At 56.1% G+C, this 11,151-nt stretch carries 13 protein-coding genes and 1 tRNA gene; 4 read left to right on the forward strand and 10 right to left on the reverse strand.

Annotated features, from left to right (window positions below):
• The 4 genes from Q0G18_RS07495 to Q0G18_RS07510 all read right to left on the reverse strand — a co-directional run.
• Positions 1-563: NYN domain-containing protein (locus Q0G18_RS07495; protein ID WP_297151494.1), on the reverse strand; the 563-nt coding region annotated here is incomplete at its 3' end.
• A gap of 249 nt (positions 564-812) precedes the next feature.
• Positions 813-2,144 (reverse strand): MATE family efflux transporter, encoded by a 1,332-nt coding sequence (locus Q0G18_RS07500; RefSeq protein ID WP_297151497.1) that lies wholly within the window; start codon positions 2,142-2,144, stop codon positions 813-815.
• Positions 2,145-2,147: 3 nt separating this feature from the next.
• Entirely contained in the window at positions 2,148-2,942 is a 795-nt protein-coding gene (locus Q0G18_RS07505) for a MarR family transcriptional regulator (protein WP_297151500.1), read from the reverse strand.
• Positions 2,943-3,477: 535 nt separating this feature from the next.
• Complete coding sequence (locus tag Q0G18_RS07510) at positions 3,478-4,623, reverse strand: aminotransferase class V-fold PLP-dependent enzyme (RefSeq protein WP_297151503.1); 1,146 nt, start codon at positions 4,621-4,623, stop codon at positions 3,478-3,480.
• A 129-nt stretch (positions 4,624-4,752) separates the two neighbouring features.
• Here Q0G18_RS07510 and pyrE point away from each other — a divergent pair, with 129 nt between their 5' ends.
• Positions 4,753-5,433 carry an orotate phosphoribosyltransferase gene (pyrE, locus tag Q0G18_RS07515; RefSeq protein WP_276995576.1) on the forward strand — a complete coding sequence of 227 codons (681 nt, stop codon included), beginning with the start codon at positions 4,753-4,755 and terminating at the stop codon, positions 5,431-5,433.
• 99 nt (positions 5,434-5,532) lie between these two features.
• On the opposite strand, the gene Q0G18_RS07520 is transcribed toward pyrE, so the two are convergent.
• The 5 genes from Q0G18_RS07520 to Q0G18_RS07540 form a co-directional block, all read right to left on the reverse strand.
• Positions 5,533-6,135, reverse strand: coding sequence for a hypothetical protein (locus tag Q0G18_RS07520; RefSeq protein ID WP_297151510.1), 603 nt, complete (start codon positions 6,133-6,135; stop codon positions 5,533-5,535).
• Positions 6,136-6,198: 63 nt separating this feature from the next.
• The gene (locus Q0G18_RS07525; RefSeq protein WP_297151513.1) at positions 6,199-6,696 is read right to left on the reverse strand and encodes a hypothetical protein; all 498 of its coding nucleotides are present in this window, start codon (positions 6,694-6,696) and stop codon (positions 6,199-6,201) included.
• Between the two features lie 24 nt (positions 6,697-6,720).
• Positions 6,721-7,449: a hypothetical protein gene (locus Q0G18_RS07530; protein ID WP_297151516.1), complete on the reverse strand. Its 729-nt coding sequence runs from the start codon at positions 7,447-7,449 to the stop codon at positions 6,721-6,723.
• A gap of 29 nt (positions 7,450-7,478) precedes the next feature.
• Positions 7,479-8,273, reverse strand: a complete 795-nt coding sequence (locus Q0G18_RS07535; RefSeq protein ID WP_297151518.1) for a hypothetical protein — start codon at positions 8,271-8,273, stop codon at positions 7,479-7,481.
• A gap of 10 nt (positions 8,274-8,283) precedes the next feature.
• Positions 8,284-8,763, reverse strand: coding sequence for a hypothetical protein (locus Q0G18_RS07540; RefSeq protein WP_297151521.1), 480 nt, complete (start codon positions 8,761-8,763; stop codon positions 8,284-8,286).
• A 149-nt stretch (positions 8,764-8,912) separates the two neighbouring features.
• Between Q0G18_RS07540 and Q0G18_RS07545 the strand changes: the two genes are divergently transcribed.
• The 3 genes from Q0G18_RS07545 (at position 8,913) to Q0G18_RS07555 (ending at position 10,407) form a co-directional block, all read left to right on the forward strand.
• On the forward strand, positions 8,913-9,389 hold the full coding sequence (locus Q0G18_RS07545) for a sigma-70 family RNA polymerase sigma factor (protein WP_297151524.1): 477 nt from the start codon (positions 8,913-8,915) through the stop codon (positions 9,387-9,389).
• Between the two features lie 12 nt (positions 9,390-9,401).
• Positions 9,402-10,217, forward strand: a complete 816-nt coding sequence (locus Q0G18_RS07550; RefSeq protein WP_297151527.1) for a hypothetical protein — start codon at positions 9,402-9,404, stop codon at positions 10,215-10,217.
• Between the two features lie 115 nt (positions 10,218-10,332).
• A tRNA-Thr gene (locus Q0G18_RS07555) sits at positions 10,333-10,407 on the forward strand.
• A gap of 60 nt (positions 10,408-10,467) precedes the next feature.
• On the opposite strand, the gene Q0G18_RS07560 is transcribed toward Q0G18_RS07555, so the two are convergent.
• The gene (locus Q0G18_RS07560) at positions 10,468-10,929 is read right to left on the reverse strand and encodes a universal stress protein (RefSeq protein ID WP_297151531.1); all 462 of its coding nucleotides are present in this window, start codon (positions 10,927-10,929) and stop codon (positions 10,468-10,470) included.
• Between the last annotated feature and the right edge of the window lie 222 nt (positions 10,930-11,151).

Here is an 11,151-nt window from a genome sequence, read left to right on the forward strand (position 1 = left end):
AAGCCCGTCGACTTCCCGTTGTTCTGGTTGTCGGTGATGATGTCGACGACCGCGCGCTCGACCTCCTCGATGGTCAGGCTCGACGAAGAGCCGTTGGCCTTGTCGCGACGCGCCTCGCCGATGAGCAGCTCAAGCGTGGTGAAGATGTCGCATGCCTTGCGAAACGGCGTGGGCGTTTTCTTCTCGCCCATCCCGATCACCGTAAGGCCGCTCTCGCGGATACGGCTCGCCAGGCGCGTGAAATCGCTGTCGCTCGACACGAGGCAGAAGCCCTCGACCGAGTTCGTATAGAGGATGTCCATCGCGTCGATGATCATGGCCGAGTCGGTGGCGTTCTTGCCGACGGTGTAGCTGAACTGCTGAATCGGCGTGATGGAATTGTCGAGCAGCGCGTCTTTCCACTTGGCGTGCAGGGTGCTCGTCCAGTCGCCGTAAATGCGCTTGTAGGTGATGGTGCCGTATTTCGAAAGCTCGTCGAGAATGGGCTTGATGTACTTCGATGACACGTTGTCCGCGTCGATAAGCAGCGCAAAGCGCTTGTCGAATGAGGGTTTTTGTTCCACAGGTTCTCCTTTTGCGGCGCCCGAGAAGGGGCGCTCATTGTTCGCCCCCATGATACAACAGCACTCCCATCACCGCATTATCCTCACAAAGCGCACGGGCAGGACACGACGGGCGAAAGCGGACGGGCGCCTTCCGCAACGCGACGGGCGGCGGCGTGAGCACCAGGTGCGCGGCCGCTAAGCGAGCGGGCCTTCCGCGACGCGGCAGGCGCGACGCAGCGGGACAGCCCTTCCTCGATGCGGCAGGCGCTAGGCGTAGTCGTAGTGTTTGCGCAGGCCGACGAGAAAGCCGCCGGTAAGAAACATCGACGCGATCTCGGCGACCACGATGGAAAGCCAGATGCCATCGACGCCGATGATCGCCGGCAAAAACAACACCGCCGCGCACTCGAACACGAGCGTGCGCAAAAACGAGATGAGCGCCGAAACAAGGCCGTTGTTGAGCGCAGTGAAGAATGCCGAGCCAAAAATGCTCACGCCCACGAAGATAAACGCGAGCGAATACTCGCCGAGGGCGGCGACCGTCATCTCGCACAGGGAGGGGTCGTATCCCACGAACACCGCCGCAAGCGGGTGCGCGAAGAGGTGCACGAGCACGGTGATCAGCACGCCACCCACCACCATCACGCCAAGGCAGGTGCGGAACAAGCCCTTGAGCTCGGCGGAATTCTTCGCCCCGTAGTGGTAGCTGATGATGGGCGAGGAGCCGACTGTGAAGCCCATGAGAAGCGACACCGCGATCCACGCAACGTACTGGATAACGCCGTAAATCGCGACGCCATCGGGACCGATATAGGCCATCAGCTGGAAGTTGTAGACCATCGACACGAGCGACATGGAAAGGTTCGAGACAAGCTCCGACGAGCCGTTCACGCAGACGTGCCCCAAAGCCCGCACGTCGATAAGCGGGCGACCCAGGCGCAGCGTGCTCGAGTTCGGCCGCGCGAAATAGAGGAACGGGATCGCACCGCCAAGGACCTCGCTTATCGCCGTCGCCAGGGCAGCACCCGCCAAACCCCACTGGAACACGATGATGAACAGGGCGTCGAGCGCGATGTTGGCAACGCCGGCAACCACCATGACGCAAAGCCCCACCTTGGGCTTGCCCGCAGCGGTCAACAGGCTCTGGAAGGTTTCCTGCAACATGAAGAAAGGAAGCGAGAACGCCAGGATGCTGCCGTACACGACGCATTCCTCAAGCAGCGATCCTTCGGCCCCTAACGCACCAGCGACAGACCCTACGGCCACGAACACCACGACCCCGCACGCGATGCCCACGATGAGCGTCGCGTACACGATAAGCGAGAACAGCCCGCGGGCGCGCTTGTCGTCGCCCTCCCCCATCGTTTTGGCGACGAGCGCCGTGCCTCCCGTGCCGAACATGTACCCGAGCGCGCCGAGCATCATGAACAGCGGATAGACGAGGTTTAAGGCAGCGAAGGATTCCTTGCCGACGAAGTTCGACACGAACAGGCCGTCGATTACGCCGTAGATCGATGTGAAGAGCATCATGGCGCAGGTGGGGGCGGTGAATCGCGCGAGCCGCCCAAGTGTGAAATGGTCGGAAATCTGGATCGCCATGGCTTATCGTACCTTTTTATTCGGAGAGAAAAGACACCCGCCCGAGGGCGCAGCCTCGCCCTCCCCGCCGCGCTTGGCAGCTCCGTCGTTTCGAGGCGCGGAAGCGTCGCCTTGCGCTACAGCCTTGACCCCTCGGGGCGCAGCTTCGCCATCCAGAAGTGTGGTCTTATTGTTTCGCGAGGTCAGGCGCACCCCAGGAATATCCGCGAAATGCGAGCGCAGAACATCGGTATAGCGCCGTCCGAGGAGAAGCGACAGTTCGAGCTCCCTGTCGTCGAGTTCCCTCAGCGCCGCAAGCTCTGCCTCGATCATAGGGACGATGGTGCGCTCGGCGAGCTCAAGGCCCATCGGAGTCAGATGCGCGAGCAGGCCGCGACGGCCCGGACCGCTCTTGAGCTCAACCACTCCCTCGCGCTCGAGCTTGTGAATGGAGCTGTTCACCGTTTGCTTGCCGATACACATCTGCACGCAGATATCCCGCTGCGAGATGCCGTTTTCGCCCGCAAGGAAAATGGCGTACAGGATACTGAACGCGCTCTCGGAGATTCCGAACGACGTCGCAACGTCGCGATAGAGCTGGTTCTGCTCGCGCCAAAAACTGTCGAACGCCTCGTAGGCGTGCGCAATATTGCCTGGGATAGAAGTGCCCAGCGGGCTTGAAGCGCCCATCGGGCTCGAGTCGCTCAGCGGGCTTGCACTTGCCAACCTCGCTTCGCCTGGCGCGGTCGTGTCCGCCGAGCTTGCCGCGTTTGAGTTGCCCATCGCGTTTATGTCGAGCGCCGAATTCCCTTTGCTCATCCTTACCCTTTAGTCCGATTTCGTACTATTATTGTACTGTAGTACGAAATCGGACTCACGAGAACACCGCGCACGCAATATGCACAACTAAAGCTCGCCTTCTTAGGTGGGAAACGCGATAAATCGTATTTGTTAGACTCCTTTATAATTAAAAACCGCAGGTCAGCGCTCTGTCATTCAATTAATTAGGGTTCTAGTTGTACAAGAATGACGATAATTTGCAAAGCGAGAGATAGTTATGCGGCGTATTCCCTCATTTCATCACCCAGATTAACGGAATGCGCAAAGATATTCCCCACTTAGCTAGATTTTGGGGAATATTTTAATTAGTGACCGTATTATATTTCAAAATTATCGTCATTTTTGTACACAACCCCACCGCGCGCCCGCCACTGCACCCCGAGCGATCGCACCGCGCGACCCCGCCGCGTCACTGCGCGCTCATCAACACCGCGCCGCACACCCGCCACCGCGCGCCCGCCACCACCGCGCCACCACCGCGCCACCGCGCGCCCGCCGCGCCGCACGGCGCTCGCTAGCTCGCTTGACGCGCAATACTCTCCACAGCCTCAAGCGCGGCGTCCACCTCAACCTGCGTGTTGAAGCTGGAGAAGCTCACGCGCACGACGCCCTGCTCAGCCGTGCCGAGCGCCTTGTGCATAAGCGGCGCGCAGTGGGCACCGGGGCGCGTGCAGATGCCGAAATCAGCATCGAGTCGCGCGGAGACCTCGCCCGAGTCGGCGTCGCCGATGTTGAAGGCGACGATTCCCGAGCGCCCAAAGCTCGCGTGCCCGCCGTACACCACGATCCCAGGAATGCTCCTCAGCCCGCGCTCGAAACGCTCGACAAGCCCCGCCACCTGGGCAGCGATCACAGTCGGCGTTTTCTGCGCCACGTATTCCACGCCAACGGCAAGCCCCGCCAGGCCGTGCGCGTTCTCCGTCCCCGCCTCAAGCGCCTCAGGCATGAAGGACGGTTGGCGCTCGTCGAAGCTGTGCACGCCCGACCCGCCCTCGAGAAGCGGCTCCACCTCAAGCCCCTCGCGAACGATGAGGCCTCCTGTCCCCTGCGGGCCGTAGAGGCTTTTGTGCCCGGTGAAGCAAAGCACGTCCACCCCAAGCGCTGCCATATCAACCGGCATCGCGCCCGCCGTCTGCGCCGCATCCAGAACGAACAGCGCGCCCGCGTCGTGCGCCATCGCAGCCATACGCGCGACGTCGTACACATCGCCCGTCACGTTCGACGCGTGCGTGGCGGCGACCAGGTTCGCCCCGCCCTCAAGCGCACGCTCGTAGGATTCCCAGTCAAGCGACCCATCAGGGAGAATGCGGGCAACCTCCACCTGGGCCCCGCGCATGTCGCGAGCGCGGAAGAGCGGCCGCAGCACCGAGTTGTGCGACGCAGCCGTGGTAATAGCACGTCCCCCACGAGGCAAAAGACCCGCAAGGGCGATGTTGAGCGCCATTGTGGCGTTCATGGTAAACGATACACGGGAAGCGTCCGGCGCACCGAGCAGCCCCGCCACAGCAGAGCGCGCCTCGAATACGGCCATGCTTGCCGCGAACGCCGCCGCGTGCGACCCGCGCCCCGGACCGCCGAACGAGCCGATCGCGTCCGCCACCGCGCGAGCCACGCCGTCGGGTTTCTTGAGCGTCGTCGCCGCATTGTCGAGGTAAATCACGTGAACGCCTTTCGGGAAATCCGCCCGCAGGCGAGCAGTGCCCACCGCAGGCGTCGAGTTCTTGTATAGTGGAATCATACCGCGAAAACGAATCGCGCGGCCACGCGCACGACAGGGAAAGGACGTCCCATGGAGCAGTACAAGCAGGAGTTCATCGAGTTCATGGTCGAAAGCCATGTGCTCAAGTTCGGCGAGTTCACGTTGAAAAGCGGCCGCAAGTCCCCGTTTTTCATGAACGCAGGCGCCTATGTGACGGGCGACCAGCTGCATCGTCTGGGTCTCTCCTACGCGCGCGCGATCCACGACAACTTCGGGCTCGACTTCGACGTCGTGTTCGGCCCCGCGTACAAGGGCATCCCCCTGTCGGTCGTGACGGCGATGGGGCTTCACGAGCTCTACGGCAAAGAGGTGAAGTACTGTTCGAATCGTAAGGAAGCGAAAGACCACGGCGAGGGCGGCAACCTGCTCGGGCACGTGCTCGAAGACGGCGACCGCGTTGTCATGGTGGAAGACGTCACCACGTCGGGCAAGTCGATCGACGAGACCTACCCCCTCATCACCGGCGCCGCAAATATCGAGGTCAAAGGCCTTATGGTCTCGCTCAATCGCATGGAGGTTGGAAAAGGCGGCGTGAAATGCGCCTGCGACGAGGTGTCTGAGAAGTACGGCTTCCCCACGGCGAGCATCGTGAACATGGCCGAAGTGACCGAGTACCTCTACAACCGCGAAGTGCAGGGTGAGGTCCTCATCAACGACGACATCAAAGCTGCTATCGACGCATATTACGAAGAATGGGGCGCGAAGGAATAGCGCGACCACTTGATTAAGCGGGCGAGAAGGCAGCGGGGCACGCCAGGCCGCACCTCCTCGCCCGACCCAGCCAAGCGACACCTCTCGCCCGGCACCACGTTAATGGATGATTTCCACGTTTCTCAGCATGTTCTCAGCAAGAGCGACTTCCTGCGCGCGATCCTCTCCCTCAACCGGTCCGAGATACGTTAGCCCCACGCCAATGAGCCGATTGTTCCAGAAATAGCTCGCAACGCGCATCTCCGCAGCCTTGTTCTTGTCCGCCTTCTCATATGCGGCGTAAATGAGAATAGACTCACCGTTTCCTTTGTCGATATCGTCAACGAGGCGAAATTCCGGATCGGTCATTTCAGGACGCGGAAGCGTGAAGTTATCGATAGCGCTTTTCACATCTTGGCTGGAAACATCGCCGTCATCGACCTCGGAAAACATCGAGAGCGAACGAAAGTTATGGTTTTCCTCCTCGCCCGACACCAAAAGCGTGGGCTCAAGATACGTCACTTCATTTAAAGAGAAGAGCGCATTATACGCGTCAAGAAATGTGACGAAGCCTCTTTCGTGGTAGAAGCTATCCCCAGGAACAACCGCGTAAGGTTCCTCGTAATAAATGCGCAGCTTCCCACTATCCACATGGAGAGACGAGTTGTCGCCGTCGCTCGAGGAGCAAGCAGCCAGCGCAAAAACCATCAGCACGAAAGTCAAAACCGAGGCAACCCTTACAGGAATAGAGAATCGAGAACAACGCATTCAGTACCCCCTCGCCAACTATCCAATTATCTCGATAGCATTTTCTTCTGTTCCAATTTCGTGCATATTACACGCAGGGTCTCTTATTTTGCCATAGCCCCATGCAAAGCCATCCCCTTTCATGAGCTCATTATAGTAATGGCTTTCAATCGCATTGTCAGCGGGATTATCGAAAAAGTTGGTTACCACTGGCCCCCATTCCACTACTTTGGGGTCACCGAAAACATAAATGGTTACACCAGCCTGCGATACAATAGCCCCAGCCTTTACCGATCGATTGGTATTTTTAACCCACATCCAAGATTCGTATATGCTGAAAAGAGCACCGTATGATCTCCCATCGTATCCGTTTCTCCATCCATAATTAACAAGATCCGTTCCGTGCCAAAAGCCCCTTTCATGATACTGGCCAAACTTCTTTGCCGCATAGGCCGTCCCTGTAAATGCACCAGCTAAAAGAGCGATACAAACCAATACGCAAACCATAATTGCACTTCGACATCTCGAGCTGCTCATCGCCGCACTCCCTCCTTAACGAGTTTACATACGATCGACTTCGTATACGCCAACGACCGTCGATCCGTCGCTTGCATAAACGGGAACCTCAACACGGACGTCCTTTTGAGCCTCTTTGTAGATGGAGGCAAACAGCTGCTCGTTGATGGTGAAGTCTCCCGACAGGAGCAATTCGTCTGAATTGTCCTCGGCATCCATGGCCATGGTTGCAATTTCGTTAGCCTTTGCCGACGAAATGACGCCCTCTTCTAAAGCTACGGCGATTCTCTGGGCTGCAACGCCCTGCATGGCATCTTTTGCTTTTAGCATACCGTTCGCCTGAACGAGAAGATTGCCCATTTCATAAGCCTCGTCGTAGGCGAGAACCTCAAAACCAAAACATTGATTGGCTGCGTTAGTCAACGCTTGCGCTTTTTTGTCAGCAAGCGAAGCAAGAACGGCCTCGATTTCATCCTGCTCAACTGCTCCTTCAAAGAAAGCATTCGTCATCTCATCGGGCGATACATATCCAATTTCGCCATTAGTGGCTTTCACGCGAACCATATCCGGCATAGCGATAATGCCCTCATCGCCTTCTACCGGCACACCGTAACTCTGGCCATCAGCTCCGATGAAATAATCCGAAGACTCATCAAACAACGCTTCACCGCTCGCAGTCAGACAGAAGGCGAAGGAAAGGCAAAGCGCCACCGCGACCGCCAAAGCAACTCCAATTGCAGCTCCGGGTTTTTTAAGCGCGCTATAACTTTTCATTCCCGACACCCCTTTTTCATTGACTAGAACTAAAGTGAATCAATTACGATTTCCCCGATTACCGTTCTGCCGTCTTTCTCGTATACAGGGAGCGCAATACCCACTGCGTCCTTCGCTTTTTGATAGAAATACGCATACTCCATCGTGTTCATATAGTTAGTTGTAAGCGCTTCCGACAGGCATGAGGGATCAATAATGGCGGCATTTGTTGATTTGTCAAACGACACGGCTTCAGCCACGTCGCTAATAAGTGACATCCTTTGAGATTGAACAACCTTTACCGCGTCCTCTGCGTTTCCACCATGGACTATCTCACCGCCCGACGCAGTTTTGTTGGCCAAAACCGAGGAGCGCACATCCCCTTCAAGGAGGGTGATCGCAGCTTCTGTTCCGCCAACAGAAGTGATTAAGCTCAATGCCTCTTTCGCTTCTTCAGAAGAAAGCAACTCGTAACCGTAATAAGCATTGGCAGTCTCCGCAAAAACCTTAGCAATAGTTTCAGCCCTATCGGGCATAATAGAATCGAGTTCTTCGGAAGAAAGCTCGAAATCTCTCTGCGTTATTGCCGAGTACTCTTCATAGTACATATACCCCCTTTTCCCATTCGTGGCTATGCATGATACGAGTTCGGGCATTTCCGTACCATTCATTTCAGCTTCAAGCATTGATCCATAGGTGACGCCCTCGCTGTTTACAGGCAAAGGCGCGTCGCCCTTTCCGGAGGCAAAGCCGATCGCATGAGATACGCCGACCACAGCCAAAGCTGCAATCATTACTAACGCGAGCAGTCCGCTGAGTTTTGTTCGATTCGAAGCAGTAATCATTACGCCTCCTCTAGCTATAATTCCAGTCTTCTGCGCCAACAGTTTCAAAATAGCCATCGTCGTACCCGATGGAGCCGTGATAAAGTGCATGCGTCGAATACGTAGCGCAGTAGTAATAATCCGCGCTCCAAGCGCTCGCCAGGATTTTGTTCTCTATAGCATCACCGGCTGAATGCGCAGTTGTCGTATTCACCACAACTTGATCTTTGTAGAAATCAAGATTTCTATAAGCTTTTGTTCGATTCCTTAACCAATTCTGTGGAGCAGTTGTATTCGTGATTTTCGTCCATGTACGCCAATCCTCGGTAATCCACGATTCTCCCGGATTCTGATACTCGTACGCGGCCGACCTGCCACGCCAAACCTTGCCGTAATATTCTTTGTCAACAGACTGCCCCATGCCGGCAAGAGCAACTGCTGGAACAAGACAAACCAAGAGCATAGCCAGAAGACAAATCCAGATACTTTTTTTCTTCACGCCTCTTTTCATTGACTTTCCCTTTCTTTTGAACGACGATGAGCGCATCACGTTGACCGCTCTGTTAGCTATACGCTTTCAAGGCGTGAATTGTTCCCATAGTTAGATTATTTTTTGTTTTTCCGAAAGGAAGCTATCTGAAAGACAGATACGTTGACATAGTGACGCACGCGGCGACTACCTATGGCAGCACTGTCTTCCGCTTCGCTTTCACGCTCCTTCGCTCCTTCCATCAAGCGGAAGACGTTTATCAAGAAACCTTCCTGGCGCTTCACTCCTCGCAGCAGACTTTCGAGAGCGACGAACATCTTAAAGCCTGGCTTTTGAAGGTTGCTGGCAACCGTTGTCGCACGCTTTATCGAGAAAAGCAGCGACATCGAGAAGATTTGCTCGATCCAGCTGACTTCGCATCCATGCCCATCGCGGGCGGGGAGACGTCCAGCTCGGAGGCACCCAACGTTAGCGGTGTCTGGGATATTGTGGATACTCTGAACAACGACCAGCGCGAGGCGATTTATCTGTTTTACGTCGAGGGGTATTCAACGGAAGAAATCGCGAAAATCGTAGGCGTGTCGAATGCAACCATTCGAACACGCCTCCACCGGGCAAGAGCCAAAATCAAACAGCACCTGAAATGAGGAGGTGTCCGCATGACAAGAAGAGAAGACGATTCTTTCAATGCTTTCATCGAGCAATTCAAGCAAACGTCGCTCTCCATCGAGCCACACGCTGACCTGCAAGAAAGAACGCTGGCAATGATAGCGACGAAGCCTTCGAGCCAATCAGAGGAAGCAGGGCACCACCCAACGCTCCCGAAGCGCAACAATCACCCGAGGCGAATGGGCTTTGTGCTTGCCAGCGCAGCTGCTGCATGCCTCATCGTGGCTACCCTATTTGTTGCAAAACCATGGAGCTATGCTCCCGTCGAGTACCATCCCACAGGCGTAACCAGCGCTTTCGCGGAAACTATGCCTGTAAAGATCTCCGGAATGAACGCTGATGGCGAACAAGCGAGTAATCTCGTCCTTCCCGCAGGAGAGGGAAAAATTGCCCTCCAGTTTTTCGCATCCTTCAGCCTTTCCGCCCCCAGCAAAGGGACCTGCTCCATGAGCATTGAAGGCGAGTATGTCGAGATAAACCGCGAAACGCTCCACGACGGCCCACTTTCGGAAAACGAGATCGAAGCATTTAACGAGTCTTGGGGCGAAAGCGCGCCCTTAGACGCAACGAACGAGAATACCGTGGCAATCCGCATCTTCGTTGACGTAGACGAAGATGCGCGCCAACGTTACTTTTCGGGGAATATGAGCGCAGAGGAAAAGCAGTCTTTTTCCGAATGCGCGCAAACTAAAGCACTAGCCCAGCTGAAGGAAACTACCGTCTCTTTTGATGATGGCACTGGAAAGATATCGCACTATCGATTTGAGGGCACGTTTGAGGATTTAAGGCTCTCGACAATAGACTAGAAAGCATTGAAGAAGACCCGGAGCACCCCCCTTGCTGCACTCCGGCGCCTTCCAGCATTTCCCTCTTTTCAGTTGGCGCGTTTTGCCTTATCATGTTTGCTTGCGCAAATCACATGCCGGCGTGGCTCAACGGTAGAGCAACTGATTTGTAATCAGTAGGTTGCGGGTTCGATTCCTGCCGCCGGCACCACGCAAAAGCAATCCCCCATCTGGCGGTGCATCCTTTCCAGATGGGGGATTTTTTCGCTCGCTAATCTTTCACCACGAGAACGGGAACCTTCGCCTCTTTCAGCACGAAGCTCGATACGCTGCCCAGGATGCCGCGCAAACCGCCGAGGCCGCGCGATCCCATGATGATGAGGTCGATGTTGTGCGCCGCCGCATACGCGACAATTTGCACGCCGATCGTCGTCTCGATCTGCACCTCAACGTGGATCTCGTTCATAAGCCCGCGCGTCGCGAGACGAACGTCGCGCTCGAGCTTTCTTTGAGCCTCGTTTTGGGCATCCTCGAAAGCCTCTCTCATACCAACGGGAACCGCCGCGCCATACGAAGAATCGAGCCGCTCGATCACCTGATGCTCGATATCCGAAATCTGCAGCACGTGAAGCGCGCAGCCCGGATCCTCTTTCGCGTAGCGGGCCGCTTCCTCGAGCGCCGCATCGGCTGACACCGAGCCATCGTAGGGAACTAAGATATTGTCATAGAGCATGGCTGCCCCTTCCCCATCGTGCGTGTAAAACGCAATCCAGAAGACGGCGATGCAGCGATCGCCTTGTGAGCTAATGATAGCGCGCTTATCTATCTGCGAACAGGGATTATGGCGAATTATCTCCTTCATCGGGAAAGAAAGGCGCAGGGTTGATTTGTAAGTTCATCCGAACACTTAGGTTTCGTTCTCGAACTCAGCCGGACATGTCCGGCTGAGTTCGAG

Origin of the sequence: uncultured Ellagibacter sp., from assembly GCF_934636505.1 — a bacterium.
GTDB lineage: Bacteria > Actinomycetota > Coriobacteriia > Coriobacteriales > Eggerthellaceae > Ellagibacter.

Excerpts from the sequence above, each read along its gene's own strand:
- Q0G18_RS07525 (WP_297151513.1), bottom strand. The coding sequence starts at position 6,696 with ATGAGCAGCTCGAGATGTCGAAGTGCAATTATGGTTTGCGTATTGGTT.
- Q0G18_RS07550 (WP_297151527.1), top strand. The coding sequence starts at position 9,402 with ATGACAAGAAGAGAAGACGATTCTTTCAATGCTTTCATCGAGCAATTC.
- Q0G18_RS07535 (WP_297151518.1), bottom strand. The coding sequence starts at position 8,273 with ATGATTACTGCTTCGAATCGAACAAAACTCAGCGGACTGCTCGCGTTA.
- Q0G18_RS07560 (WP_297151531.1), bottom strand. The coding sequence starts at position 10,929 with ATGCTCTATGACAATATCTTAGTTCCCTACGATGGCTCGGTGTCAGCC.
- pyrE (WP_276995576.1), top strand. The coding sequence starts at position 4,753 with ATGGAGCAGTACAAGCAGGAGTTCATCGAGTTCATGGTCGAAAGCCAT.
- Q0G18_RS07530 (WP_297151516.1), bottom strand. The coding sequence starts at position 7,449 with ATGAAAAGTTATAGCGCGCTTAAAAAACCCGGAGCTGCAATTGGAGTT.
- Q0G18_RS07505 (WP_297151500.1), bottom strand. The coding sequence starts at position 2,942 with ATGAGCAAAGGGAATTCGGCGCTCGACATAAACGCGATGGGCAACTCA.
- Q0G18_RS07540 (WP_297151521.1), bottom strand. The coding sequence starts at position 8,763 with ATGAAAAGAGGCGTGAAGAAAAAAAGTATCTGGATTTGTCTTCTGGCT.
- Q0G18_RS07500 (WP_297151497.1), bottom strand. The coding sequence starts at position 2,144 with ATGGCGATCCAGATTTCCGACCATTTCACACTTGGGCGGCTCGCGCGA.